General features: G+C 78.4%; 28 protein-coding genes, 1 pseudogene and 1 riboswitch. Of the genes and pseudogenes, 18 read left to right on the top strand and 11 right to left on the bottom strand.

Going from position 1 to position 24,986, the window contains the following annotated elements; genetic code table 11:
- Nucleotides 1–43 precede the first annotated feature (43 nt).
- Nucleotides 44–170, bottom strand: a riboswitch (cobalamin riboswitch).
- A gap of 104 nt (nt 171–274) precedes the next feature.
- Genes D0Z06_RS06315 through D0Z06_RS06295 form a run of 5 tightly spaced genes read left to right on the top strand, consistent with a single transcriptional unit; the run spans nt 275 to nt 3,499 of the window.
- Entirely contained in the window at nt 275–721 is a 447-nt protein-coding gene (locus tag D0Z06_RS06315; RefSeq protein ID WP_117376523.1) for a hypothetical protein, read from the top strand.
- Nucleotides 718–1,011 (top strand): transcriptional regulator, encoded by a 294-nt coding sequence (locus tag D0Z06_RS06310; RefSeq protein WP_117376522.1) that lies wholly within the window; start codon nt 718–720, stop codon nt 1,009–1,011. Before D0Z06_RS06315 ends, D0Z06_RS06310 begins: the two co-directional genes overlap by 4 nt.
- On the top strand, nt 1,008–2,093 hold the full coding sequence (locus D0Z06_RS06305) for an AbrB family transcriptional regulator (protein ID WP_117376521.1): 1,086 nt from the start codon (nt 1,008–1,010) through the stop codon (nt 2,091–2,093). The genes D0Z06_RS06310 and D0Z06_RS06305 overlap by 4 nt, the downstream gene beginning before the upstream one ends.
- A 17-nt stretch (nt 2,094–2,110) precedes the next feature.
- A complete protein-coding gene (locus D0Z06_RS06300) occupies nt 2,111–3,184 on the top strand; it encodes an AI-2E family transporter (RefSeq protein ID WP_117376520.1) in 1,074 nt (357 codons plus the stop codon).
- 51 nt (nt 3,185–3,235) lie between these two features.
- Nucleotides 3,236–3,499 carry a hypothetical protein gene (locus tag D0Z06_RS06295; RefSeq protein WP_117376519.1) on the top strand — a complete coding sequence of 88 codons (264 nt, stop codon included), beginning with the start codon at nt 3,236–3,238 and terminating at the stop codon, nt 3,497–3,499.
- On the opposite strand, the gene D0Z06_RS06290 is transcribed toward D0Z06_RS06295, so the two are convergent.
- From D0Z06_RS06290 to D0Z06_RS26180, 3 genes are all read right to left on the bottom strand, one after another.
- Nucleotides 3,489–4,226 carry a class I SAM-dependent methyltransferase gene (locus D0Z06_RS06290; protein ID WP_117376518.1) on the bottom strand — a complete coding sequence of 246 codons (738 nt, stop codon included), beginning with the start codon at nt 4,224–4,226 and terminating at the stop codon, nt 3,489–3,491. The genes D0Z06_RS06295 and D0Z06_RS06290 overlap by 11 nt on opposite strands.
- Nucleotides 4,227–4,461: 235 nt before the next feature.
- Nucleotides 4,462–5,673 carry an HNH endonuclease gene (locus D0Z06_RS06285; protein ID WP_117376517.1) on the bottom strand — a complete coding sequence of 404 codons (1,212 nt, stop codon included), beginning with the start codon at nt 5,671–5,673 and terminating at the stop codon, nt 4,462–4,464.
- 408 nt (nt 5,674–6,081) lie between these two features.
- Nucleotides 6,082–6,669: a type II toxin-antitoxin system PemK/MazF family toxin gene (locus D0Z06_RS26180; protein WP_233517490.1), complete on the bottom strand. Its 588-nt coding sequence runs from the start codon at nt 6,667–6,669 to the stop codon at nt 6,082–6,084.
- Between the two features lie 219 nt (nt 6,670–6,888).
- On the opposite strand from D0Z06_RS26180, the gene D0Z06_RS25260 reads away from it, so the two are divergent.
- Nucleotides 6,889–7,038, top strand: a complete 150-nt coding sequence (locus D0Z06_RS25260; protein WP_158579893.1) for a hypothetical protein — start codon at nt 6,889–6,891, stop codon at nt 7,036–7,038.
- 74 nt (nt 7,039–7,112) lie between these two features.
- Here the strand turns inward: D0Z06_RS25260 and D0Z06_RS06275 are convergent, their stop codons facing one another.
- Complete coding sequence (locus D0Z06_RS06275; RefSeq protein WP_117376516.1) at nt 7,113–7,538, bottom strand: VOC family protein; 426 nt, start codon at nt 7,536–7,538, stop codon at nt 7,113–7,115.
- 32 nt (nt 7,539–7,570) lie between these two features.
- Nucleotides 7,571–8,170, bottom strand: a complete 600-nt coding sequence (locus D0Z06_RS06270) for an MSMEG_1061 family FMN-dependent PPOX-type flavoprotein (protein WP_117376515.1) — start codon at nt 8,168–8,170, stop codon at nt 7,571–7,573.
- 33 nt (nt 8,171–8,203) lie between these two features.
- On the opposite strand from D0Z06_RS06270, the gene D0Z06_RS06265 reads away from it, so the two are divergent.
- Nucleotides 8,204–8,593 (top strand): acyl-CoA thioesterase, encoded by a 390-nt coding sequence (locus tag D0Z06_RS06265; protein WP_117376514.1) that lies wholly within the window; start codon nt 8,204–8,206, stop codon nt 8,591–8,593.
- A 37-nt stretch (nt 8,594–8,630) separates the two neighbouring features.
- On the opposite strand, the gene D0Z06_RS06260 is transcribed toward D0Z06_RS06265, so the two are convergent.
- The 5 genes from D0Z06_RS06260 to yczR all read right to left on the bottom strand — a co-directional run bounded on the left by D0Z06_RS06260 (nt 8,631) and on the right by yczR (nt 13,564).
- A complete protein-coding gene (locus D0Z06_RS06260) occupies nt 8,631–8,954 on the bottom strand; it encodes a hypothetical protein (protein WP_117376513.1) in 324 nt (107 codons plus the stop codon).
- 29 nt (nt 8,955–8,983) lie between these two features.
- The gene (locus D0Z06_RS06255; RefSeq protein ID WP_117376512.1) at nt 8,984–10,483 is read right to left on the bottom strand and encodes a cobyric acid synthase; all 1,500 of its coding nucleotides are present in this window, start codon (nt 10,481–10,483) and stop codon (nt 8,984–8,986) included.
- On the bottom strand, nt 10,480–11,145 hold the full coding sequence (locus D0Z06_RS06250) for a lysophospholipid acyltransferase family protein (protein WP_117376511.1): 666 nt from the start codon (nt 11,143–11,145) through the stop codon (nt 10,480–10,482). Before D0Z06_RS06250 ends, D0Z06_RS06255 begins: the two co-directional genes overlap by 4 nt.
- A gap of 115 nt (nt 11,146–11,260) precedes the next feature.
- Nucleotides 11,261–11,959, bottom strand: a complete 699-nt coding sequence (locus tag D0Z06_RS06245; RefSeq protein WP_117376510.1) for an ANTAR domain-containing protein — start codon at nt 11,957–11,959, stop codon at nt 11,261–11,263.
- A 156-nt stretch (nt 11,960–12,115) separates the two neighbouring features.
- Nucleotides 12,116–13,564, bottom strand: coding sequence for a MocR-like transcription factor YczR (gene yczR, locus D0Z06_RS06240; RefSeq protein ID WP_117376671.1), 1,449 nt, complete (start codon nt 13,562–13,564; stop codon nt 12,116–12,118).
- 61 nt (nt 13,565–13,625) lie between these two features.
- On the opposite strand from yczR, the gene D0Z06_RS06235 reads away from it, so the two are divergent.
- The 8 genes from D0Z06_RS06235 to D0Z06_RS27255 all read left to right on the top strand — a co-directional run bounded on the left by D0Z06_RS06235 (nt 13,626) and on the right by D0Z06_RS27255 (nt 21,059).
- On the top strand, nt 13,626–13,883 hold the full coding sequence (locus D0Z06_RS06235) for a hypothetical protein (protein WP_117376509.1): 258 nt from the start codon (nt 13,626–13,628) through the stop codon (nt 13,881–13,883).
- Between the two features lie 131 nt (nt 13,884–14,014).
- Nucleotides 14,015–15,475, top strand: a complete 1,461-nt coding sequence (locus D0Z06_RS06230; protein ID WP_117376508.1) for a glycosyltransferase family 2 protein — start codon at nt 14,015–14,017, stop codon at nt 15,473–15,475.
- Nucleotides 15,472–16,689, top strand: coding sequence for an archaeosortase/exosortase family protein (locus D0Z06_RS06225; protein ID WP_158579892.1), 1,218 nt, complete (start codon nt 15,472–15,474; stop codon nt 16,687–16,689). Before D0Z06_RS06230 ends, D0Z06_RS06225 begins: the two co-directional genes overlap by 4 nt.
- The gene (locus tag D0Z06_RS06220; RefSeq protein ID WP_117376506.1) at nt 16,686–17,738 is read left to right on the top strand and encodes an ATP-grasp domain-containing protein; all 1,053 of its coding nucleotides are present in this window, start codon (nt 16,686–16,688) and stop codon (nt 17,736–17,738) included. The genes D0Z06_RS06225 and D0Z06_RS06220 overlap by 4 nt, the downstream gene beginning before the upstream one ends.
- Nucleotides 17,735–18,898: a non-hydrolyzing UDP-N-acetylglucosamine 2-epimerase gene (wecB, locus tag D0Z06_RS06215; protein WP_117376505.1), complete on the top strand. Its 1,164-nt coding sequence runs from the start codon at nt 17,735–17,737 to the stop codon at nt 18,896–18,898. The genes D0Z06_RS06220 and wecB overlap by 4 nt, the downstream gene beginning before the upstream one ends.
- On the top strand, nt 18,895–19,632 hold the full coding sequence (locus D0Z06_RS06210; protein WP_117376670.1) for an HAD family hydrolase: 738 nt from the start codon (nt 18,895–18,897) through the stop codon (nt 19,630–19,632). The genes wecB and D0Z06_RS06210 overlap by 4 nt, the downstream gene beginning before the upstream one ends.
- Before the next feature lie 145 nt (nt 19,633–19,777).
- Nucleotides 19,778–20,338, top strand: a complete 561-nt coding sequence (locus D0Z06_RS06205; protein ID WP_117376504.1) for a hypothetical protein — start codon at nt 19,778–19,780, stop codon at nt 20,336–20,338.
- 10 nt (nt 20,339–20,348) lie between these two features.
- Entirely contained in the window at nt 20,349–21,059 is a 711-nt protein-coding gene (locus D0Z06_RS27255; RefSeq protein WP_233517489.1) for a PIG-L deacetylase family protein, read from the top strand.
- A gap of 32 nt (nt 21,060–21,091) precedes the next feature.
- Here the strand turns inward: D0Z06_RS27255 and D0Z06_RS06195 are convergent.
- Nucleotides 21,092–22,114 (bottom strand): annotated as a pseudogene (locus D0Z06_RS06195) (cobalamin biosynthesis protein); the annotation flags it as partial.
- On the opposite strand from D0Z06_RS06195, the gene def reads away from it, so the two are divergent.
- From def to cobM, 3 genes are all read left to right on the top strand, one after another.
- Entirely contained in the window at nt 22,113–22,670 is a 558-nt protein-coding gene (gene def / locus D0Z06_RS06190) for a peptide deformylase (RefSeq protein ID WP_117376502.1), read from the top strand. The pseudogene D0Z06_RS06195 and the gene def sit on opposite strands and share 2 nt — an antisense overlap.
- A complete protein-coding gene (gene cbiE, locus D0Z06_RS06185; RefSeq protein ID WP_117376501.1) occupies nt 22,667–23,872 on the top strand; it encodes a precorrin-6y C5,15-methyltransferase (decarboxylating) subunit CbiE in 1,206 nt (401 codons plus the stop codon). The genes def and cbiE overlap by 4 nt, the downstream gene beginning before the upstream one ends.
- Nucleotides 23,873–24,242: 370 nt before the next feature.
- Nucleotides 24,243–24,983, top strand: a complete 741-nt coding sequence (gene cobM, locus D0Z06_RS06175; RefSeq protein ID WP_117376499.1) for a precorrin-4 C(11)-methyltransferase — start codon at nt 24,243–24,245, stop codon at nt 24,981–24,983.
- Nucleotides 24,984–24,986: the final 3 nt, after the last annotated feature.

Below are 24,986 nucleotides of genomic sequence, written 5' to 3'. Positions count from 1 at the left end.
CGTACATCCGCGGTGGCCCGGAGTGGCAGTGGACGACGGCGGGAGTCTCCTGGCTCCCGGATCAACGCCCGCTCCCCGCCTTCCCGCTCCCGGGGGAGCAGTGGCGGAGCCTGGGATCGGGCTCCCCGGTCACAGTGGCGGGACCGCGCCGGAATCGCACCGGGCTTCCTCCACTGCCGTCGCTGTGGCCGGGTCATCACACCACGCGTCCCCGGCCCGCCGACAGGGACCCTTGACTTGACGGATCGGAAAGTCGCAGTGCAGGCTTTCCGCCATGGAAAGTGACGCGCTCGACCGGGACGCTGCCGCCGCGCAGCTCGCCGCGCTGCGGGCCGACCGGTCGGCGCTGGCCGAGCGGGCGCTGCAGCCGTGGTGGTACGACGTGCTGCTGGGGCTGCTGCTGTTCGGCTTCCTGTCCTCCTACGCCCTCGACTCGCTGTGGGTGACCTTCCCGGCGCTCGTGGTCTTCTGCGCCGGGCTCGGTGCCCTGGTGGCCGCCTACCGCCGGATCACCGGCTTCTGGGTGACCATCGACGGCCGCGGGATGGCGCTCTGGTGTGCCGTCGTGCTGCCCGTGCTGATCACGGCCTTCGTGCTGGCCGAGGGCTTCGACCAGCGCTGGGCCATGGTGGTGGCCGGGGCCGTGCTGGGCCTGGCCGCCGCCGCCCTCAGCCGGTACTGGGGCAGGGCCCTGGCCGCCGAGCTGCGCCGGTCGCTGTGACCGCCGTGGCCCCGCGCTTCGACGCGGTGATCCACCCGCCGCCGCGGCTGCAGATCTGCGGGCTGCTCGCCGCCGTCGACAGCATGGAGTTCGCCGCGATCCGCGACCGGCTCGGGGTGAGCGACTCGGTCCTCTCCAAGCACGTCAGGCAGCTCGAGGAGGCCGGCTACCTGCGGATCGGCAAGGCGACGATCGCCTCGCGGGTGCGCACCAGCCTCGCGCTGACGCGGGCCGGGCGGGCGGCGTTCGACGCGCACGTGGCCGAGCTGCGCCGGATCACCGGCGGGTGAGCGGCCGGGGAGAGCGGCTCGCCCGGCTGGGTGACGGCGCCCTGGTGGTCACCGGCGCGCTGGCGGCCACGCTCGCCTTCGACGTCGCGGACCTGCCCTCGCCGGCGCTGTTCGGCGGCCTGCTGGCCGGTCTGGTCCGCGGGCTGGCCGGCCGGCGGCGGCTGGCGGTGCCCCGCGCGGGCATGACCGCGGCGCAGGCGCTGATCGGGGTCTCCGTCGGGTCGCTGGTCGACCTGGACACCCTGGCGGCGCTCGGCGCCGACTGGCTGCCGGTGCTGCTGGTCACCGTGGGGACGCTCGCGCTCAGCGTGCTGGCCGGCCTGCTGCTGCGGCTGCAGCCGGGGATCACCCCGGTGACCGGCGCGTTCGCCATGATCGCCGGCGGGGCGTCCGGCATCACCGCGATGTCGCGGGAGCTCGGCGCCGACGACCGGATGGTCGCCGTCCTGCAGTACCTGCGGGTGCTGCTGATCGTGCTCCTCATGCCGGTGGCGGCGACGGTCCTCTACGGGGCCCGGCCCGGCGCGGGTGGCCCCGTGGTGGCCGACACCGGCCCCGGGTGGCCGGCCGGGCTGCTGTTCGCGGCGGTCTGCGCGGTCGCCGGCGTGGCGCTCGCCCGGCTGCTGCGGGTGCCCGTGCCGGCGCTGCTCGGCCCGCTCGTGGTCGCCGCCGTCCTCGACGTCACCGGCCTCGCGCAGGGCGCGCGGCTGCCGGTCCCGCTCGAGCAGGCGGCGTTCCTGGTCGTCGGCCTGGTGGTCGGGCTCAACGTCACGCGGGAGAGCCTGCGCACCATCGGGCGGGCGCTGCCGCTGGCGCTCGTCGTCGTCCTCGGGCTGGTCGTCGGCTGCGCCGGGCTCGGCGCGCTGCTCACGGTCACCACCTCGGCCGGCGCGCTGGACGCCTACCTCGCCACCACGCCCGGTGGCCTCTACGCCGTCCTGGCGACCGCTCGGGACAGCGGCGCCGACGCCACGTTCGTGCTCGCCGTGCAGGTGCTGCGGCTGTTCGTGATGCTGCTGAGCGCCCCGCTGCTGGCCCGCTGGCTGCGACGGGGCGGTCGGGATGTGTCCGCCGCGGCGTAGCGAGGAACCCATGGTGGATGCCGTTGGTTCCCGACCCCGCCCCGAACGGGGCCCCGGCCTGGCTGGTGCGCTCCGCCGCCGTCGGCGGCCGGCTCCTGGTGCTCGCCGTCCTGGTCTGGCTGCTCGCCGGGCTGGCCGTGAAGCTGACCGCGCTGGTGGTCGCCGTCCTCGTCGGCCTGCTGCTGGCCGGGGTCGCGACCCCCGCGGTGCAGTGGGCCGACCGGCGCGGGGTGCCGCGCACGGTGTCGGCCGCCGTCGCGGTGGGCCTGCTGGTGCTGGCCCTGGCCGGTGCGGCCCTGGGCCTGGGCACCCGCATCGCCGAGCAGCTCCCGCAGTTGCGCGAGCAGCTGACGACCATCTCCGCCGACCTGTCGCAGCGCTTCGGCGTCCAGCTGCCGTCGCTCGGCGGCTCGGGCGGTGAGCAGGGGTCCGGCGGCTCGACGGCGGTCGGGGACCTGCTGGGCCCGCTGCGCACGGCCGGCGAGGTGCTCATCGCGGCCTTCCTCGCGCTGGCGCTGGCGTTCCTCTTCCTCGTCAGCGGGCGGGGGATGTGGCAGTGGCTGCTCGGCAAGTTCGGCGGGCGGGTGCGCGAGGACGTCGACGGCGCCGGGCGGGCCGCCTGGCGGACCACGGGCAACTACGTCCGCGGGCTCACGGTCGTGGCGCTCTTCGACGCGGTCGGCATCGGGGTGGGGCTGCTGCTGATCGGCGTGCCGCTGGCCCTGACGCTCGCGGCCCTGCAGTTCCTCGCCTCCTACATCCCCACCATCGGTGCCTTCGTCGCCGGCGCGGTGGCCGTCGTGGTGGCCTACGGCTCGGGTGGGCTGGTGGACGCCGCCCTGGTGGCGGCGCTGGTCCTGGTCGTGCAGCAGGTGGGCAACGACGTCGTCGAGCCGTGGGTGATGCGCCGCCGGCTGCCCGTGAACGCGGCGACGGTCCTCGTCGCCGTCACCGCCGGCGGGCTGCTGTGGGGGCTGGCCGGTGCGCTGCTGTTCGTGCCGCTGACCGCCGCGGCGTCGGCGGCGGCGCACGAGCTGTGGGTCCGGCGGGGCTCCCCGCCGATCGCCGGTGGGGAGGCCTCCGCGGCCTGAGCAGGGCCAGTTCCCCGTCACCCGGCGCGGGACGCGCCTACCCTGGCCGGGGTGCGCAGGGAGGGGAGCGAGCTGACCGAGGAGCCGATCGGCACGGAGGACGCCGTGCTGCTGTTCGTGGGCGGTCCGCTGGACGGGCGGGTCGAGATCCGGCACGCCCGGCACGGGCAGCCGCTGCCGACGATCACCCACGTGCACCTGCACGGCGGCCCGAAGGTCGTGCACCGCTACGACCTCACCTCGTGGAGCGAGACCGCCGGGGTCTACCACGTCCGGCCGCGGCCGTCGGTGCGGGACGGTGTCGTCAGCGAGTGACCTGCTGCCCGCCCCGCCGGAGGACGACGGCGGCGTAGCCGTACTCGTCGGCGTGCGCGCGCCGCAGGTCGATCTCGGCCCGGGCTCCGGCCAGCGCGACCGCCGTCTCCTCGTCCGGGTCGGGCCAGGCGGCGATGGCCGCGGCGAGCGGGTCGTAGTACCCGGCCCAGTCGGAGTCGGGCAGCAGCCGCTCGGCCAGGACGTCGTAGCCGGTCGCGCGGGCCGCGGCGACGAGCGCGGGGACGTCGCGCATCCCGGCGTAGGCGGCCCAGAACGCGCGTGCCGCCGCTGACGGTGCGGCGGTGGTCCAGACCGCGTCGGTGAGGACGAGGACGCCACCCGGCCGCAGCAGTCGCCGCCAGGACCGCAGGGCGGCGTCGACCCCCATGAGATAGGCGGCGCCCTCGGACCACACCAGGTCGGCACTGCCCTCCCGGAGGGGGAGCGCGGCCATGTCGGCGCGGACCACGGCCACCGGGAAGGTGCCCGTACCGGCCCGGCGAGCCCGCCGGAGGAACGGCTCGTGCAGGTCGACGGCGGTCACCCGCAGCCCGGCCTCGGCCAGGACCTCCGCGGAGCGGCCGGGACCGCACCCGATGTCGACGGCCCGGGCGCCGGGTGGCAGCGGACCGGCCAGGTCGAGCAGCGCGCGCGTCGTGGCGGCCGACCCGGGGGCCTCGCGCGGGAGGTCGCTGTGCAAGGCCCAGAAGACCGCGGCGGCGTCCATCGCGGGGAGCGTGCCGGGTGCCGCACCGCGCCGTCGAGCGCTTTCCGGCGGCCGTCGAGCGGCCCCCGGAGCTGGATCCAGGCGGCCGCCTCCTGGTAGGGGTTCGTCGAGCGGCCCGCTGTCTGCGCGTCCGGCCGCCGGGCACGCCGAGTGCCCGGCGCACGGTGGGTGCGCCGGGTCGGCCGGTGTGCGGTTGCGACTCCAGCCCCGGGTGTGGCCCTCGGGTCTGCTGGGTTCAGGCTGCGGCCAGGGGTGGGGCGAGGATGTGGATCTCGGTGCCGTCGGGGCGCCAGGTGCGCCATCGGCCGTCGGGTCGGCGTTCGACGCGGAAGCCGTGGTGGACCTTCGTGTGGTGCCGCTCGCACAGCAGCGCCGAGTTGGCCAGGGAGGTTTCCCCGCCCAGGGCCCACTCGAGCAGGTGGTGCACGTCGCACCAGTGGGTCGGGGCGCCGCAGCCGGTGAACACGCAGCCCCGGTCGCGCCGCTCCACCGCCCGGCGCAGGTGCGGGGGCACCACCCGGTGGGTGCGCCCCACATCCAGCGGTGCCCCGTCGGGGCCCAGCACGATGCGGGTGACCGCGCCGTCGCAGGCCAGCCAGCGGGCCCGGGCGGCGGAGATGGTGGCGCCGAAGCCCAGCTCCGCCGCACCCGGGCCGGTGCCGGGGTCGACCAGGTCGGCGGCGTCGATGACCACGGCCACGTGCGGCTTGACCGTGCGCAGGGTGGGCAACCGCCCGGCGGCGAGCTGGAGATCACACAGCTGGACGAGGGCGTCGGCCTGCGCCTGGGGGCGGGTGCGCTCGTCGCCGGCGCACCGCCCGGCCTGCAGGAGGCTCTCCAGGGCGGCCTGCAGCCTCTCCCCGCCGGCGGCGTCCAGCTCCAGCCGGCCGGTGAGCGAGCCGTCGGCGTGCCGGACCCAGGCCAGGCGGCGGCCCTCGGTGGGGTCGGGCTCGGGGCCGTCGGGGTCCAGGCCGGCCAGGTAGTGCCGCACCACCTGCACCAGGTCGGCGTGCGGCCGCGCGGCGGCCAGGTCGGTGAGCAGCCGGTCGACCTCCGCGAGGTCCACCCCGCAGGCTTCGGCGGCGGCCAGGTGCTCCTCCCGGGTGATCGGGGCGATCGTGGCCACGGCCTCGGCGCTGACCGCGCCGGCGGCGTGCGCCTCCGCCAGCGCGGGCAGGTGCTCCAGCGCCCGCCCGGCGCGGACCAGCCCGGCCGCGGCGGAGTGGCTCATCCGCCCGTGCCCGCGCAGCCACGCGGCCATGGTCTTCAGCCCGTCGACCTCCGCCGCCCCGGCCAGCTCGCAGGCGCGCACGGTGCGGGCCACCTCGGCGGCGATCCGGTGCTGGGCGACCAGCAAGCGGCCGAGCCGTTCCAGCAGCTCCGGGCCGAACGCCGAGGCCAGCCCGGCCCCGGCCAGCTCGTCGAGTGCCGCCGACAGGTCCTCCACCGGCCGCCCACCTCCCCACCCACCTTCTCGAACACGTGTACGAATAGTACTGCCGGTCGGTGGTCACCGCACCGTGAATCCGCAGCTCAGCGAGCCGTCCACAGATCTCGGCGAGGCCTTGACGGGCACTCGTGAGCGCCGGTCGAGAGACCGGCGACGGCCCCGCGGTCCGGCCGGTGGCAGCGGCCAGGTCCAGGTCGGTCGAGGTCGCGACACGTGGGTGCACGTCGGCGGGGCGCTGCGACAGGAGGTTGATCCCGCGGGCGTGGCCCGCCGGCGAACAGCAGCATCGCGGCGACCGGCGACCGGCGACCGGCGACCGGCGACCCGCAGCGGGGGCGGGAGGCGGGCCGGCGAAGGTGAGGGGCGCAAGGCGAGAAGTCGGGTCGTGGCGTGGCCGCGCTCCGGTCAGCGGCGGCGGTCGAGGGCCAGGGCGGCCTCCAGCACGGCGGTGAAGCGCTCCCGGTCCAGCGCGGCACCCTCACGGCGGGTTGCCCCGGCGGGCAGCAGGAGCGGGCGGTCGAGGCGGGCCTCGCTCGGCCGGCCCCGGGGGTCCCAGCCCCCGCGGCCGACGTCCATCCAGTAGCGCCCGTGACGGGCCTCGTCGGCGGCGTCGCGGTCGTGGTCCTGGCTGGAGAGCATGAGCCCCACCAGGTCGGCGCCGCGGCGGCCGAGCACGAGGACGGGGCGGTCCTTGCCCCGCCCGTCGGCCTCGTCGTAGGGGACCCACGCCCACACGACCTCACCGGGGTCGGGGCGGCCGTCGTCCCGCGGGCGGTAGGAGAGGTCCGCCGCGCCGAGCGGCCCGTCGAGGTCGCGGACGCCGCCCGGCCTCGAGCCGCCCGCGGGGACCGGCGGCACCGGTCCCGGTGCGCGGCGGGCGCTGCGGCGCCGTACGCCCCCCGCGGGCCGGGGTGCGGCGTCCCGGGCGGCGCGCACCGCCGGCCCCAGCGCCGCGCGCAGCAGTCCGACCAGTCGCCGCCCGGTGCTCGCCACGGAAGCAGACCGTACGGGTCCGTCCCGGTTCCCGGACGCGGCGGGCCGCACCGCCTGTCACCCGTGTCACACGGGCACCAATCGGGCGCCGCTGGGGTTCGACCTGCCGATATGGGGGCACCATGTCGACACGGGGTGAAACTGTCGCGCCCCGGGGAGAGGGGGGTCGCGATGACCTCGGCCGAGCCGGTTCCCCCGGCGGCACCACGGGGACGCGAGGTGAAGGCGAGCGTCCTGGCCGCCTTCCAGCTCGTGGAGGACGCGCGCTACCTGGGCACCGACCGGCGCAGCCGGCAGGAGCGCCGCCGGGCGCTCGCCGAGCGCGCGGTGGCCTACCGCCGCCTGGCCCGGGACGTCCTGGCCAGCTGAGCCGTAGGGGCGCGGCGGCCCGCACACCCCCGGCACCCCCCGCGACCCGCCCACCCGCGGCCCGCACCCGGGCCTCACGCCACGCAGAACTCGTTGCCCTCCGGGTCGGCGAGCGTCACCCACGAGAACGGCCCCTGCGACGCGCGGTGCAGCTCCGTCGCCCCCGCGGCCACCAGGCGGGCCACCTCCGGCTCCCGGCGGTCCTCGCCCACGTGCAGGTCCAGGTGCACCCGGTTCTTGACCGTCTTGGCCTCCGGGACGAGCTGGAACAGCACCCGGGGCCGCCCCGGGTCGGGGGAGCGCAGGGCCGCGCCCGACCGCCAGACCAGCGCGCCGCGGTGCGTGCTCGTCTCCTCCTCGGTCGCCGCCCCGGCCGCCACGGCGCCGCGGATCACCGACTCGTCCTGCGGCTCCACCTGCCAGCCGAGCGCCTCGGCCCACCAGTCCGCCAGCCCGTGCGGGTCGGCGCAGTCCACCACGATCTGCACGTCGGTCGCCACGGTGCGGACCGTAGGCCCACCCACCGACGGTCCTACAGCTCCTCGGCCAGCCCGGCCCGCATCACGGCGTCGTCCGGCAGCGGCGTGGTGAGCCGGCAGTGGTCGGCGAACACCTCGCGCATCGGCGCGAAGGCCGTCCGCTCCACCCGCCGCTCGGGGTCCCAGAGGCCCGAGCGCATGACCGACTTGGCGCACTGGAAGTAGGCCCGGTCCACCTCCACGACCAGGACCGAGCGCGGCTCCCGGCCGAACTCGGTGAGGTCCACGCCGAGCGACCCGGCCGGCACCACGGTCGCCGTCCCGAACACCCGCAGCGTCTCCTCGATGCCGGGCACGAGGAAGAGCAGGGCGACCCGGGGGTTGGCCGCGACGTTGCGGAGGCTGTCGACCCGGTTGTTGCCCGGCCGGTCGGGCAGGGCCAGCCGGTGCTCGTCGAGCACCCGCACGAAGCCCGGGTCACCGCCGCGCGGGGAGACGTCGGGCCACCCCTCCGCGTCGGCCGTGGCCAGCGTGGCGAACGGCGACAGGGCGATGAAGGCCGCGCAGTGCCGGTCGACGTGGTCGATCACCTTGTCCTGCACGAGCCGGGACGGCGGTCGGTAGCCGGCGAGCACATCGGGCGCGGTCTCCATGCCCGCACGGTAGCCCGGCTACGGTTGCCCGCCGTGACTGCACGGTGGAGCTCCCCGGTCCGGTACGTCGAGTGCGACCAGCAGGGCATCGTCTTCAACGCCCACTACCTCACGTGGGCCGACGAGGCCTCCAACGGGTGGTGGGCGTCGATGGGGCTGTCCTGGGCGGAGCTGGTCGAGCGCCGCATCGACCCCGTGGTGAAGGCCAGCACCCTCGAGTGGTCGTCGTCCGCGCGCTGGGGCGACACCGTCACCGTGGACGCGGGGACGGAGGCGGTCGGGCGCACCAGCGCGACCGTCCGGTTCACCGTCCGGGTGGGCGAGCGGGTCTGCTGCGTCGTCCGCACCACGTACGTCTGCGTCCGCGACGGCGCACCCGAGCCGTGGCCGGACGACGTCCGGGAGCGGCTCGCCTCGGGCTGACCCCGCCCCGGGCCGGCCGGCCCGCGCGGGCGCCGGGTCAGCCGGGACCGCGGTGGGCGGCCCACAGCTCCGCGGCGCGGCCGGCGGCCGCGGCCACCAGGGCCCTCAGCTCGGCCCGGTCGGGCACGGGGAACGAGACGTACGTGCCGCGCCCGCCCGCGGTCGGCCGGCCGTAGGCCTTCGCCGCGAGGTGCCCGTCCGGGAGGAGCCGGACGTTGAGCGTGGTCAGCCGGAACTCCGCACCGCGCCGGGTGTCGGTCCAGCGGAGGGCCTCCGGGATGGTCACGTTGATCGCCAGGGCGCTCACCTCGGGGACGTCGTCCCGGCCCCCGGCCGCGCCGCTCGTGCCCGCACCGTCCACGGCTGCATCCTGGCACCGCGCCGGGAGGGTCAGCGCGAGCCGCCGGGCGGCAGCAGCGGCAGGTCCGGCGGCGCCCCGGACTCGACCAGCCGCCACAGCGCGGCGGTGTCGGCGTGCTCGGCCACCAGGTCGCCGAGCCGGTCCAGCCGGGCCTCCCGGACGGCGGCGAAGTCGGTGCCGGGGGCGGGCACGAACGCGCGGCCGGCCAGGCGCGCCACCAGCGCGAGGAACGCCCGCCGGAAGCCGTCGTTCTCCAGCGCCCCGTGCCAGCTCGTCCCGAACACCGCCCCGGCCCGCACCCCGTCGAGGAACGGCTCGCCGGAGCCGGCCTCCACGGTCACCACCCCGTGGTGGATCTCGTAGCCGTGCACCGGCTCCCCGAGCGCCGAGCCGGACGGGCGGCCCAGCGTCTTCTCCCGCGCGAACCGGACGTCGGTGGGCAGCAACCCGAGGCCGGGGACGGTGCCGGCCCGCGACTCGACCTCGTCGGTGATGCTCCGGGCGAGCATCTGGTGACCGCCGCAGACGCCGAGCACCGGGCGCCCGCCGGCGGCGTGCCGGGCGACCGCCGCGGCCAGCCCCGTCGCCCGCAGCCACCGCAGGTCGGCGACCGTCGCGCGGCTGCCGGGCAGCACGACGAGGTCGGCGTCGGCGAGGTCCTCCGGCCGGGTCGCGAAGCGGAGGAGCACCCCCGGCTCGGCGGCCAGCGCGTCGAGGTCGGTGGAGTTGGACAGCCGGGGCAGCCGCGCCACGGCGACGCGCAGCACGTCCGCCCCGTGCGGGGCGCCCGCCGCGCCGAGGGCGGCGTCCAGGCCGAGGGAGTCCTCGACGTCGAGCGCCGGCCCGGGCAGCCACGGCAGGACGCCGAGCACCGGGCGCCCGGTCAGCCCGCTCAGCGTCTCCAGGCCCGGCCGCAGCAGCCGGACGTCGCCGCGGAACTTGTTCACCAGGAAGCCGGCGACCAGGCGCTGGTCGGCCGGCGGCATGAGCGCGAGGGTGCCGTACAGCGCGGGGAACACCCCGCCGCGGTCGATGTCGCCGACGACGACCACCGGCAGCCGCGCCGCGGTGGCCAGCCCCATGTTGGCGATGTCGTCGGCGCGCAGGTTGATCTCGGTGGGGGAGCCCGCGCCCTCGCAGACCACCACGTCGAAGCGCGATCGCAGGTCGGCCAGGCAGGCCAGCACCTGCTCCAGCAGCGCCGCCTTCATCGGCCGGTAGGACAGCGCGGTGACCTCGGCCACCGGCCGGCCGAGGACGACGACCTGGCTGGAGTCCTCCCCGCCGGGCTTGAGCAGCACCGGGTTCATCGCCGCCTCGGGCTCGACCCGGGCCGCCGCGGCCTGCGCGATCTGCGCCCGGCCGATCTCGGCGCCGTCGGCGGTCACCCCGGCGTTGTTGCTCATGTTCTGCGCCTTGAACGGCGCGACCGACACCCCCTGGCGCACCAGCCACCGGCACAGCCCTGCGGTGACCAGGGACTTGCCCGCGTCCGAGGTGGTCCCGGCGACGAGGAGGGCGCCGTTCACGCGACCTCGCGCGGCCGGCCCCAGCCGGCCTTCTCCTGGCCGGACAGCTCGGCGATGGCCACCATGATCTCGTCGGTCACCGCCCGCCGGGCCCGGCCGTTGCCGGCCATCCCCCGGTGCTCGGGGAAGGTCAGCGGTTGCCCGAAGGTGACCGACACCCGGTGCGGGCGCGGCCAGCGCGAGTCCACCGGCTGCACCCGGTCGGTCCCCGCCACGGCCACGGGGACGACGGGGCAGTCGGCGGTCAGCGCCAACCACGCCACCCCCGTCTTCCCGCGCGCCAGCCGGCCGTCGCGCGAGCGCGTGCCCTCGGGGTAGATGCCGAAGCCCTCGCCGTCCCGGAGCACGGCCAGGGCGGTGTCGAGGGCCTCCTGCGCCGCGCGGTGGGTCTGCCGCTCGACCGGCATCGCGCCGAGCGCGGTGAACAGGGTCCGGGTCAGCCACCCGCCGACGCCGGGCGCGGTGAAGTACTCGGCCTTGGCCAGGTAGTGCACCCGCCGGGGTGCGGCGAGGGGGATGACCATGCTGTCGATGAACGACAGGTGGTTGCTGGCCAGGATGACCGGCCCGGTCGGCGGCACGTTCCCGGTACCGGTGACGCGCATGCGCAGCGCGACGCGGAACAGCGGGCGCAGCAGGAACCGGACGAGGAGGTAGAGCACGCCGGGCTGCCCTCTCGGCTCGGGGGCTCACCGGCGGCCGCCGGCGACAGCCGCATCCTCCCGCGCCCGGCCGCCGCCCTCCGCCCGGGGTGCGCCGGGACGGCCCGGCCCGTCCTCAGCGCCCGGTGCGTGCCGGCGGGCAGACGTCGCGCATCAGCGCCCGCACGTCCTCCGGCAGCGGCTCCTGCCCGGAGGCCGACCGGGCGATGGCCAGCGCCACGTCCCGCACCTTCCGGTGGCTGTTGCTGGAGATGTGCGCCAGGAGGTCGAAGGCGACCCGGTCCCCGCACCCGGTGAGCAGCATGAGGATGCCCTTGGCCTGCTCGATCGGGGCCCGGCTCGCCATGGCGGTGCGCAGCTGCTCGACCTCGAGCTCCAGGTCGGCCGCCCGGTCGTCGTCGCCGGAGGGCCGCGGCGGCGAGGTGCTCAGCACGGCGACCAGGCCGTCGACGGCCTCCGTCCGGCCGGTCTCGTCCACCCACGGCTCGCCGATGAGCACGGCGGCCTGCGCGAGGCCGTGCCGCCCGCAGAGGCGCACCTGGAGGCTGAACGGCCGGCCGCGCTCCGCGCCGGCCAGGGCCGCGCCGGCGCGGGGCCGGTCGGCCGGGTGCACCGCGTGCACCAGCAGCTCGCCGCAGGGCCGCCCGCCGGGGGGCAGGCCCAGCAGGGCGGCGGTCTCCGGCGACCAGGACCAGCGGCCGGTGCGCAGGTCGTGGTGCCAGCGCCCGGCGGCACGGCGCACGGCCCGGCCGGGCGCCGCCACCACCGCGGGCGGGTGGGGGCGGGAGAGGGCAGGGGACCGGGTCGAGGTCATGGAGCTCTCCACCTGCTGCGGCCGACCACGTCGGCGCGGAGCGCGCAGGCCGCGTGTTGGACCCATCGTGACCGGACCCCGCAGGGCCGCCGGGACGCTCCGTTGCCGTGACGGTACGACGACCGGGGGAGCGCCGCACGTCCGCGCCCGCGGCCGTCACACGACGGTCACGGGCCGGCTGCGGAGGACCCCACCCGGCCGGCGGCGGACCTCGGCGTCGACCTCGGCCAGGAGCGCCACCGCCTCCCGGAGCCGCGGTGCCGGGAGGGTGAACGGCAGCCGCAGGTGGTCGTCGAAGGCGTGCCCGGTGCCGAACGCCGCGCCCTCGGCGAGGACCAGGCCCCGGGGCGCGGCGGCCGCGGCGAGGGCGGCGGAGCTGGTGCCGGCCGGCAGCCGGCACCACAGGGAGAGGCCGCCGCCGGGCCGGGTGGGGCGCCACTCCGGCAGCCGGCGGTCGAGCTCCTCGAGGAGGACCGCGCGCCGCTCCCGCAGCAGCCGCCGCCGCTCCCCGAGCACGGTGTCCAGGTCGCGGACCAGCGAGGTGGCCGCCAGCTGGTCGAGCACGCCCACCGACAGCTGGCGGCGGCCCAGCGACTCGGCCAGCCGGCCGGCCAGGGCGGTGTCGGTCCGGACCCAGCCGATCCGCAGGCCACCCCACACGGCCTTGGACAGCCCGCCCACGGTCACCGTCGCGGCGTCGGGCAGCCCGGCCGCGAACGGCGGCAGCGGGTCACCGTCCAGGTGCAGCTCGGCGGTGACCTCGTCGACGACGGCCAGGACGCCGTGCTGCCACAGCGTCGCCGACAGCCGGCGGCGGCCCGCCGCCGACAGCCGCGCCCCCGTGGGGTTGGACCAGTCCGGCATGAGGAAGGCCAGCCGCGGGCTGCTCTGCCGGGCCACGAGGGCGGCGGTGCCCACCAGGTCGTCCGGCCGGTCCGGGTCGACCGCGGCCGGCACGCACCGGCCGCCCGCCGCCGCGACCAGCTCCACCGCCCCGGGGTAGGTCGGGTGCTCGACCAGCACCCGGTCACCGGGTTGCAGCAGGGCCTCGACCACCAGCGCGGTGGCGTCGCCGGTGCCGGCGGTGACCACGACCTGGGCGGGGTCGGTCGGCAGGCCGCGGGCGGTGAACCGCTCGGCCACGGCCGCGCGCAGCTCGGGGAGCCCACCGGGGGCGTACCCGTGGCCGGCGACGTGGGCGGGGAGCGCGGCGAGCGCGGCCGCGTAGGCCGCCACCAGCTGGGGCGCCGCCTCCGGGGCGGCGTGCGCCAGGTCGAGCAGCCCGGGGTCGGTCGTGGGGAGGTGCCACACCGACCCCGCCGCGGGCAGCTCGGTGACCGTCCCGGAACCGTGCCGGGTGACGGCGTAGCCCTCCTCGCGCAGCTGCCGGTAGGCCGAGGCGACGGTCACCCGGCTGGCCCCCAGGACGGCGGCCAGCTCGCGTTCGGCCGGCAGCCGGCTGCCCACGGGGAGGGCGCCGGAGGTGAGCAGCTCGCGGACCCGGCGGGCCAGCGCCGCGTACCGCGGGCCGGGCACCTCCTCCACCGGCCCCAGGAGGGCGGCCAGCTCGACCGCGGGAGTGGACTGGTCGGGCCGGGGTGGCATGCAGGCCACCATGCCGCAGTGGACCGGGATCGTCCAGCCCCGATGGTGCCACTCTCTGCCCATGACCCTCGGGATCCTCGCCGTGACCCTGACCATGCTCGGACTGGCCTGGCTGTCGATCGCCACCCTCGTCGTCACCCTGCGCGGTGGCCGGGGCCCCGGCGACCCGCCGGCGAGCCGGCCGCGCACCGACCCCGCCGGCTTCCCGGTGCTCGCCGAGCCGCGGGGCGCGCTGGCCCCGCGCCGCCGGCGGCCGGCCCGCGGCGGCGCGCCGCGGCGGGCCCGCCGGCTGCCGGCCCGGCGGCCGGTGCTGCGGTGATCCGCACCACCCCGGCACCCGCCGTCCCGGGCGCGGGCGGGTGCTGCGCTACAGGATCGCCACCGACCTGCCGATGACCGGACGGGCGGGCCCCGAGGCCCGCCCGTCCGGTCCGGCGGGGAGGAGGCGGCGTGTCGGTGACGGCGCTCCCCGGGCCTCCCGGCGTCCCCGCCCCGGCCGCTCCGGGCCCCGGGCCCCGGCCCGAGGGCCGGCCGCTGGTCCTCCTCGGCTACGCCGTCGCCCTGGCCGCGGCGCTGGCCGCCTTCGGCGTGGACCCCACCCTCGGGGTGCTCGCCGGCGTCCTCAACGTCGTCTTCGCGGTCTACTTCTGCCGGCACCTGGCCTTCGCCGTCGCCGCCGCCCGCTGGGCCGAGCGCGACCTGCTCGCCGCCGACGCGGGCCTGGGCACGTACACCCCGTCGGTGGCGGTCCTGGTCGGCTGCAAGGACGAGGAGCTCGTCGTCGACGGCCTGGTGACCGCACTGCTCGCGCTGGACTACCCCGCCGACCGGCTGGCCCTCGTCGTCGTCGACGACGGCTCCGCCGACGGCACCGGCGCCCGGCTCGACGCCTGGGCCGCGGCGGAGCCCCGGCTGCGGGTGCTGCACCGCCCGCCGGGGGCCGGCGGGGGCAAGTCGGGCGCCCTGAACGACGCCCTCGCCCTGGTCGACGCCGAGGTCGTGCTGGTCTTCGACGCCGACCACGAGCCCGAGCCCTCCGCCCTGCGCCGGCTGGTCCGGCACTTCCGCGACCCCGCCGTGGGGGCGGTGATGGGTCGCTGCGTCATCCGCAACGGCCGCGACTCCGCGACGGCCGGCACGGTCTTCGTCGACTACCTGTCCGGCTACCTGGTCAACGAGTACGGCCGGCAGGCGCTGTTCGAGCTGCCGGCCTACGGCGGTGCCAACTGCGCGGTGCGGATGTCCACGCTGCGCGCGCTCGGCGGGTGGGACCCGGGGACGGTGACCGAGGACACCGACCTGACGCTGCGGGTGCTCCTCGCCGGCCAGCGGGTGCGCTACGACGTCTCGGCCATCGACTTCGAGGAGGCGGTGCTCAACACCCAGCGCTTCTGGCGGCAGCGCTACCGCTGGGCCCGGGGCCACCAGAAGTGCGCCCGCGACCACTGGTGGCCGCTGATGCGCTCACCGCACCTGTCCTGGCTCGAGAAGGTCGAGACGACGCTGTTCCTGCTCGTCTACCACGTGCCGATGCTCTGCGGGCTGGGCCTGGTGCTCACCGCGCTGCGCGCCTCCGGCATCGGTGACCTGCCGTTCGTGGCGCTGCTGCCGCTGTCGATGCTGCTCTTCGTCGGCCCGCTGGCCGAGCTGTGCGTCGGCCTCCTGGTCGGGCGGGTCGAGCGGCGCTCGGCGTGGCGGCTGCTGGGCTTCCTGCCGGCCTTCGCGCTGTCCATCTGGATCACCTCGCGGGCCTACCTGGACGGCATGCTCGGCCGGCCCTACACGTGGGCGAAGACCTCGCGGTCCGGGGCGACGTCGACCGTGCGCCGCGAACCGCCGGCCCCGGCACCCGGCGCCCCGCCCGCCCACCCGCGGTCGTCCGCGGCGCCCCGCGGGGGAGCGGGCCGGTGACCGCCGCGACCACCTCCGGCGCCACCCTCCCGGCGCGCTCCGGCCGCTCGCCGGGCAGCACCCGGCGCCTCCTGCCCGTGCTGGCCGACCTGGGGCTGGCCGCGGCCATCTGCGTGCTCGGCTTCCGGTACCTGGCGGGCCCGCTGCAGACGGTCGAGGCGCGCGGCGTCGTCGCCGTCCTGCGGCTGGCCGGCATCGGGGAGGTCTCGGGCGTGCTGCCGCAGCACGTGCTCGTCTTCCGCGACAGCCCCCCGTACATCATCGACGCGGTCGTCACCGCCTCCTGCTCGTCGGTGCTCTCGGTGCTCGGCCTCACCGCGCTGACCGCCGTGGTCCTGCGCAGCCGCGCGCTGCACGCGCTGGGCGGCCTCGTGGTCGCCGTCGGGCTCGTGCTGCTGCTCAACCACCTCCGGCTGCTGCTCTCGACGCTGGCCGGGTTGTGGTGGGGGGACGGCGCGCTGGTGCTCTTCCACGACTGGGTCGGCACCGTGTGGAACCTCGCCGCCACCCTGGGCGGCTTCCTCGTCCTGGTGTACGTGGCGCTGCCCGCCCCGGAGCGGGCGGAGCAGGACGCCGCCGGACGGCACACCGCCCGGCGCCCCGACGGCTGGGCCCGCCCGGGGCTGGGCTACCGGGTCGACGAGACCGGGGACGGCGCCGGTGGGGGCCGCAGGAGGCTCGCCGGCCTGCTGCACCGGTTCCTGCTGCCCCGCGGTGTCTCCCGGCGGCTGGCCGCCCGCCGCGAGGCCGCGCGGATCGACTACCGGATCGGCCACCTGCCCGCCGACCTGCGGGCCGCACGCGTGCGGGAGCTGGCCGCCGACGGGCTCGGGGTGCACACCGCCTCGCTGGTCGCGGTGGCCACCTACGAGGAGGACCCGGCGGTGCTGGACGCCCTCGCCGAGGCGGTCGCCGCCCGGCAGTGGGAGCCGGTGACGGGGCACCGCATCGCCGCGCTCCGCCTGTGGGCGCGCGGCTGGCTGCTCGCCCGCTCCGCCAGGGGCCCCGGCCCCGTCGTCCCCGCCGAGCCGGTGACCGGCGCCCTGCGCACCCTCCCGGCGCCGCGGCTCGCCGTCCCGGGCGGCCCGCCCGCGCCGCCGCCGGCCGGTGACGGGACCCCGGCGGTCGGCCGGCACCGCGCCCGCGGCGACCGGCCCGCCTCCTTCGCCCGCCCGGTGCAGCCCGGCCCCACTCACCCGCAGGACGCCCCGTGACCCGCTCGCCCGCCCCCGCCGTGCCCGCCCCGCGGGTCGCGGCCGGCCCCCGGACGCCGCCCGCCGTGCTGGTGACCGGCTCCGGCGGCCCGGCCGGGGTCGCGGTGGTCCGCCGCCTGGTCGCCCTCGGCCACCGGGTGGTCGCCGCCGACGCCGACTGGACGGCGGCCGGCGGCGCCCTGGCCGACGTCGCGGTCACCGTGCCGCGCGCGGACCACCCGCGCTTCGTGGACGCGCTGATCGGGGTGGCCACCGCCTACGGCGCCGACGCCCTGGTGCCGACCGTGGCCGAGGAGCTCCCGGCCCTGGCCGCCGGCGCCGCCCGGCTGGCCGCGGCCGGGGTCGCCACCTGGCCGGCCCCGCCCGCGGCGGTGCGGGTGTGCTGCGACAAGGCCCGGTTCGCCGAGCGGATGCGGGCGACCGGTGTGCCGCACCCGGCGACCGCTGCCCGGGCGGCGGACCTGCCCGGCGTCCCCGGGCCCTGGGTGGTCAAGCCGCGCGCGGGGCGCGGCAGCCGCGGGGTCCGGCTGCTCGCGACCGCCGCCGAGGTCGCCGCCGCGCTCGCGGCCGACCCGGACCTGGTCGCGCAGAGCCGGCTGGCCGGCCGGGAGTGGACGGCCGACGCGCTGGTCGGCCGCGACGGCGAGCTGCGCACCGTGGTCCCGCGCTGGCGCGAGGAGACCAGGGCCGGCATCTCGGTCAAGGGCAGCACCTTCGACTCCGCCGCGGTCACCGCGGTCGTGGCCGACGCGCTGGCCGCGGTCGGGCTGACCGGCCCGGCCAACGTGCAGGGCTTCGTCGGCGACGACGGGCGGGTGACCGTCGTCGAGGTCAACCCGCGCTTCTCCGGCGGCCTGCCGCTCACCCTGGCCGCGGGGGCGGACGTCGTGAGCGCCTACCTCACCGGGGTCCGCGACCCGGACGCCGACCTGCCGCTGCTGTGGTTCACCCCCGGCGTCCGGATGAGCCGCTACCACGCCGAGACCTACACCAGCGACGACGGCCGCCCGGTCGCCGACCCCTGCGCGCCGGTGGCGGTGCGGGCGTGACACCGCGGGAGCCGCGCCGGCGCAGCGTGCTGGTGCCCTTCGGCACCCGCCCCGAGGTGGTCAAGCTCGCCCCGGTGGTCGCCGCGCTCGCCGCGGCCGGGCACCGGGTGCACGTCGTCGACACCGGCCAGCACACCGACCCGGCCATGGGCCGCCGGCTCCAGGAGGCGCTCGGGCTCACGCCGACCCTGCGCTTCGAGCTGCCCACCGCCGACCCCGCCGCGCGCGCCGGGGCCCTGCACGCCGACGCCGCCCGGGCGGTCGCGACCTGCGCCCCGGACGTCGTCCTGGCGCTCGGCGACACGGCCACCGTGCCCGCCTACGCGCTGGCCGCCCGCGCCGCCGGCGTGCCCTTCGCGCACGTGGAGGCGGGCCTGCGCAGCCTCAACGCGCGCAGCGTGGAGGAGGTCAACCGGCGGGTCGCCGCCGCGGTCGCGTCGCTGCACTTCGCGCCGACCGAGCGGGCGGCGGCGTTCCTGGCCGCCGAGGGGGTGCCCGCCGAGCGGGTCCTCGTCGTCGGCAACCCCGTCGTCGACACCCTCGTCGCCCGCGGGGTGCGGCCGGTGCCGGTCGCCGAGCGGCGCGGCGTGCTCGTGACCGCGCACCGCCCGACGAACGTGGACGACCCGGTGCGGCTGGCCCGGCTGGTGGCCGTCGTCCGCGCGCTGGCCGAGCGGGTCGGCCCGGTCACGTTCCCCGTGCACCCCCGGACCGCCGCCCGCCTCGCGTCGGCGGGGCTGGCCGCGGAGCTCGACGCCCCCGGGGTCACGCTGTCGGGGCCGGTCGGCCACGACGACCTGCTCGCCGCCCTCGGCCGGTCCCGCCTGGCGGTCACCGACTCCGGCGGCATCCAGGAGGAGGCGGCCTACCTGGGCGTGCCGGTCGTGGTGCTGCGCCGCTCCACCCCGCGGTGGGAGGGGGTCGAGGCCGGGACGACCACCCTGGCCGGGCTCACCGACGACCGCGCGGCCGCCGCCGTCCTCACCGCCGCCGCGGCGCACACCAGCCCCGAGGGCCAGGCCCGCGCGGCCGCGCTGCCCTGCCCCTACGGCGACGGGACGACGGGTGCGCGGGTCGCCGCCGTGCTCGCCGACCCGCGCACCGACGCGCTCCTGGCCCTCGAGGAGCCCGACCACACCGACGGCCGGCTGCCGTGGTGACCCCGCCCCCCTTCCCGGGGCCGCCGCCGCTCGGGGTGGTCGTCGACCTCGACGACACCCTCTTCCCCCAGGCCGGCTACCTCGCCGGCGCCGCCGCCGCCGTCGACCGGGCGGCCGGCACGCGCGGCCTGGACGGGGAGGCGGTGCACGCCGCCCTGGCCGCCGAGCTGGCCGCCGGGTCGGACACCGGCGGCACGATCGACCGCGCGCTGCTGGCCGCCGGCGTCCCGGCCCGGCGGCTCGGCGAGCACGTGCCCGCGCTCGTGGCCGCCTTCACGGGGCACCGCCCCGCCCGGCTCGCCCCCTACCCGGGGGTCGCGGCGGCGCTGCGCGCGCTGGCGGCCGCGGCGCCCCTCGGCTGCCTCACCGACGGCAACCCCGCCATGCAGGCGGCCAAGCTCGCCGCCACCGGCCTGGGCGCGCTGCTGCCGGCCGTGGTGGTCACCGACGCGCTCGGCGGGCGCGGGGTCCGCAAGCCGCACCCCGCCGGGCTGCGGGCCCTGGCCGCCCGGCTGGGCGTGCCCGCGGACCGGCTCCTGGTGATCGGGGACCGGCCGGCCAAGGACGTCGCGGTCGCCGCCGCGGTCGGCGCGCACGCCGTGCGGGTCCGGCAGGGCGAGCACGCCGCGGCCCCCGACGAGCCGCGGGCGTGGGCGGTCGTCGACGACCTGCCGTCGGCGGCCGCGGTCGCCCTGGCCGTGCTCGCCGGCACCGGGTCGCCCGCCCCCGTCTGAGCGGGCACCCGGGACCCCGCTCACCGGTGGCCGGCGCACCCCCTCCGGGTGACCCCGCCGCCCCCGCGCTCGACCGCGCACGGCGCGCTGCCGATGCCCCTTCCGAGGGGCGGGCCGATCGCCCCGGGAAGACGAGGACGACGCCATGCAAGGCACCCAGGACACCCCGCTCGCGCGCGCCACCGCGCGCCTCGCCCGGGCCCTGCTGGTCGCGGCCCTGGCCGCCGTCGCGCTGGTCGCCGCACCGGGCACGGCCGGGGCGACCGGCGGCGTGCGCGGCATCGTGGACTGCTACACCGACCACCGCGACGGCAGCTACACCGTCGTCGTCGGCTACGTCAGCACGTACGGCGCGCCGGTCACCATCGCGCGCGGCTCCCGCAACCAGGCCCACCCGACCCGGCTGCAGGGGGTGCAGCCGACGACCTTCCAGCCGGGCACGCACCACGGCGCGTTCACGGTGCGGATCACGAACGCCGACCTGTACGGCGACGCGCGCTGGGTCCTCGACGGGACGACCCTGCGGTACCAGCCGTCCATGACGTACTCGAAGGTCTGCCCGTCGGCCACGCAGATGCCGGCCGACGGCAACGGCACCGGCCCGGTCATCGCGCTGGCCGCGGCCGGTCTGGTCGGCGCGTTCGCCCTGCACCGGTCCCGCCGGCGGGGTGCGGCCGCGGCCCCGGCGGGCGGCGACGATGCGTAACGTCCTCGCCGTGGGGGCCCACCCCGACGACGTCGAGCTCGGCTGCGGCGCCACCCTGCTGGCCCACGCGGCCGCCGGCGACGCGGTCACCGTGCTGGTGATGACCGGCGGGGAGAACGGCCCGGGCGACAGCCGGCGGGTGGCCGGCCGCCGCGCCGAGCAGGAGCAGGCCGCCCGCGCCCTCGGTGCCCGGCTGCGGTGGGGCGGGCAGACCGACTGCCTCGTGACCGCCGACGCGGCCACCGTGCGCGTCGTGGAGCGAACGATCGAGGAGACCGGCGCCGACCTGGTCTACGTGCACGCCCCCGACGACAGCCACCAGGACCACCGCGCGGTCGCGGCCGTGACCCTCTCGGCGGCCCGGCGGCTCTCCCGGGTGCTGCACTACCAGAGCCCCTCGACGCTGGCCTTCGCCCCGTCGGTGTTCGTCGACGTCACCGCCTACCTCTCCGGCAAGCTCGCCGCGCTCGGCGCGCACGCCTCGCAGGTGGAGCTGTCGGCCATGGTCGAGCCGGACGCCGTCGTCGCCTCGGCCCGCCACTGGGGCGCGCAGGCGCGGATCGGCTACGCCGAGGCCTTCGCGCCGACCCGGATGGTCCTCGACCTCGCACCGGTCGCGCCGCGGCGCCGGGCCACCGACGCCCCCGCGACCGCCCCGGAGGCGGTCCCGGACGCGTGGCGGCTGGCCCCGGCGCGGCCGCTCGCCGACACCCTCCGCTGACCCGGTGCGGGCCGCCGCGCGCCCGCGGCGGCGCGCACCGCGGCGGCGAGGACGGCGGCCGACAGCCACACCGCCCGGGACAGCCGCACCGCGCGGGGCACGTCGTCGGGGCCCGCGGGCCGGCCGCTGCCGAGCGCGGGCCGCTCCTCCACCCGGTCGCCGTAGACGTTGCGGCCGCCCAGGCGCAGGCCGAGGGCCCCGGCCAGGCCGGCCTCGCACCGGCCGGAGTTCGGGCTCGGGTGCGCCGCGCCGTCCCGCCACCAGGTGCGCAGCGCCCCGGCCGCCGACCCGCCTGCCACCGGGGCCGCGGCCACGGTGAGGGCGGCGGTCACCCGGGCCGGCAGCCAGTTGGCGACGTCGTCGGCGCGCGCGGCGGCCCAGCCGAACCGGGCGTACCGGGGGGAGCGGTGGCCGACCATGGCGTCGAGGGTGTTGACCGCGCGGTACCCCAGCAGGCCCGGCAGCCCCGCGACGGCCCCCCACAGCAGGGGCGCCACGGCGGCGTCGGAGGTGTTCTCCGCGACCGACTCGACGGTCGCCCGGGCCAGCTCGCCCGCGTCGAGGGCGCTCGGGTCGCGGCCGGCGAGCGCCGGGAGGAGGACCCGGGCCGCGGGCAGGTCGCCGCCGTCCAGCTCCCGGTGCAGCGCCCCGGCCGCGCGGCCCAGCGAGGTGCCGCCCAGCACCGTCCAGGTGGCCGCGGCGGTCACCGCCGTCCGCAGCACCGGCCGGCCGCGGGTGGCGCGGTCCAGCACCAGGCCCGCACCGGCCGCCCCGCCCACGAGGAGCGCGGCGTACCCGGCCCCGGCGGACCGCGAGTCCCGCCAGGCGCGGCGCTCCAGGGCAGCGGCCAGGCGGCCGAAGCCGGCGACCGGGTGCCCGCGCCGGGGATCGGCGAGCAGCAGGTCGGCCAGGGCCCCCAGGGCCAGCCCGGCCGCGGTCGGTGAGCCCACCGTGCACCTCCCCGTGACCTCGTGCTCTGCGCAAGCACAGCACGAGGCACCCGCGGAGGTGCACGGTGGGGCGGCGCGCCGGGGCTCCCTAGGATCGGCGCTCATGCGCCTGCCCGGCCGGTACTCCGGCACTGCCCGGCCGATCGTCACCTACGGCGGCGACCCGGTCCTGCACCGGCCGTGCGCGCCGGTCACCGACTTCGGCAAGGACCTGCGCCGCCTGGTCCTCGACATGTTCGCCTCGATGGAGGCCGCCGACGGCGTGGGCCTGGCGGCCAACCAGATCGGCGTCGACGCCCGCGTGTTCGTCATCGACTGCCCCGACGCCCGCGGGGAGGACGTCGTCGGCTACGTCGTCAACCCGGAGCTCACCGTCCTCGAGCCGCACGAGGGGGAGCCGGCCGAGGAGGTCACCGAAGAGGGCTGCCTCTCCGTGCCCGGCCCGTACGCCGAGCTGCCGCGGGCCTTCCGCGCCCGGGTGGACGGCGTGGACGCCGCCGGCCTGCCGGTCTCGATCGAGGCGACCGGGATGGCCGCCCGCTGCCTCCAGCACGAGGTCGACCACCTCGACGGCACCGTGTACGTCGACCGGCTGCCCGCCGAGCTGCGGGAACGGCTGCTGGCCGAGGCGGCGGGCCCGGAGGGGGAGCTGCCGGCGTGAGCACCCCGCTGGTCGTGGTGGGCATCGGGGCCGACGGCTGGGAGGGGCTCGCCCCGGCGTCCCGGGCGGAGGTCGAGCGCGCCGAGGTGCTGCTCGGCAGCGCCCGCCAGCTGGACCTCGTCCCGCCGTCGGTCACCGCCCGGCGGGTGCCCTGGCCCTCGCCGCTGAGCGAGTCGCTGCCGGGGCTGGTCGAGGAGCACGCCGGTCGCGCGGTCGTCGTGCTGGCCAGCGGTGACCCCATGCTCTCCGGCATCGGCACCACCCTCACCCGGCTGCTCGGGCACGACCGGGTCCGGGTGCTCCCCGCGCCCTCGTCGGTGTCGCTGGCCTGCGCCCGGCTGGGCTGGGCGGTCGAGGAGACCGACGTCGTCAGCCTGGTCGGCCGGCCGGTGGAGCTGCTGCACCCGCACGTGCAGCCCGGCCGGCGGCTGCTGGTCCTCGGCTCCGACGGCGGCACCCCGGCGCAGGTGGCGGCGCTGCTGGCCGAGCGCGGCTACGGGCAGAGCCGGCTCACCGTGCTCGGCGGGCTCGGCGGCCCGCAGGAGGAGGTGCGCACCGGCACGGCGGCCGGCTGGTCGCAGCCGGCCCCCGCGCTGGTGGTCACCGCCGTCGAGTGCCGGGCCGACCGGGGCACGCTCCCGCTGCCCACCACGCCGGGGCTGCCCGACGCCGCCTACGAGTCCGACGGCCAGCTGACCCGCTCGGAGGTCCGGGCGGTGACCCTGTCCCGCCTGGCCGCGGTCCCCGGCCAGCTGCTGTGGGACGTCGGCGCCGGGTCCGGGTCGATCGGCATCGAGTGGATGCGGGCCCACCCCACCTCCCGCGCGATCGCCGTGGAGGCCTCCGCGGAGCGGGCCGAGCGGATCGCCCGCAACGCCGCGCGGCTCGGCGTCCCGTACCTGCGGGTGGTGCACGGCCACGCCCCGGAGGTGCTCACCCGGCTCCCGGCCCCGGACGCGGTCTTCATCGGCGGCGGGCTGACCACCCCGCTGCTGCTCGACGCCTGCTGGGAGGTGCTGCCGCCGGGCGGGCGGCTGGCCGCCAACGCGGTCACCGTCGAGAGCGAGGCGGTGCTCGCCGCCTGGCACGCCCGGATCGGCGGGGAGCTGGTGCGCCTCGCCGTCCACCGCGCCGAACCGGTCGGCGGGTTCACCGGCTGGAAGCCCGCGATGCCCGTGACGATCTGGTCCGTGGCGAAGTGAGCGGCGTGGCCGTGACGGGCCGGGCCCGGAGGGTCCCCGACGAGGGGCCGGGTGGGCTCCGCGGTGGCCGGGGACGGCACGTGGAGGCGGTGGGCGTGAGGAGCGGGGCCCGGAGGGTCCCCGACGAGGGGCCGGGTGGGCTCCGCGGTGGCCGAGGACGGCACGTGGAGGCGGTGGGCGTGAGGAGCGGGGCCCGGAGGGTCCCCGACGAGGGGCCGGGTGGGCTCCGCGGTGGCCGGGGACGGCACGTGGAGGCGGTGGGCGTGAGGAGCGGGGCCCGGAGGGTCCCCGACGAGGGACCGGGCGGGCTCCGCGGTGGCCGGGGACGGCACGTGGAGGCGGTGTCGTCCGGTAGGACGACGATGTCGCCGTGACCGTGTTCTTCGTCGGGGCGGGGCCGGGGGCCGCTGACCTGGTCACCCTGCGGGCCGCGCGGATCATCGCCACCGCCCCGGTCTGCCTGTACGCCGGTGCCCTGGTGCCCCGGGAGCTGCTCGACACCGCCCCGCCCGGCGCCCGGCTGGTCGACACCGCCGACCTCGACCTCGACGCGATCACCGCCGAGCTGGTCGCCGCGCACGGGGCGGGGCTGGACGTGGCCCGGCTGCACAGCGGGGACCCGTCGATCTGGAGCGCGATGGCCGAGCAGATGCGCCGGCTCGACGCGGCTGGGGTGCCCTACGAGGTGGTGCCCGGGGTCCCGGCGTTCGCCGCGGCCGCGGCGGCGCTGAAGCGGGAGCTGACGGTGCCCGGGGTGGGGCAGACCGTCGTCCTCACGCGGACCTCGGCGCGGTCGACGCCGATGCCCCCGGGTGAGGAGCTGGCCGCCTACGCGGCCACCGGCGCCACGATCGTGCTGCACCTGGCGGTGCAGCGGATCGCCGAGCTCGCCCCGCAGCTGGCCGAGCACTACGGGGCCGACGGCGCGGTCGCGGTGGTGGCCCGCGCCAGCCGGGACGACGAGCTGGTGCTGCGCGGCACGCTCGGCGGCATCGCCGCGCAGGTCGAGGCCGCGGGGGTGCGCCGGACGGCGGTGGTCGTCGTCGGCCCGGTGCTCAGCGCCGCGCAGTTCCCCGACAGCCACCTCTACTCGACCACCCGCCCCCGATGAGGT

The sequence above is a fragment of the Geodermatophilus marinus genome, assembly GCF_003428645.1.
Classification (GTDB): domain Bacteria; phylum Actinomycetota; class Actinomycetes; order Mycobacteriales; family Geodermatophilaceae; genus Geodermatophilus.
Note: the sequence above shows the minus strand (reverse complement) of the source record. Positions and strands in the feature narration are given on the sequence as shown.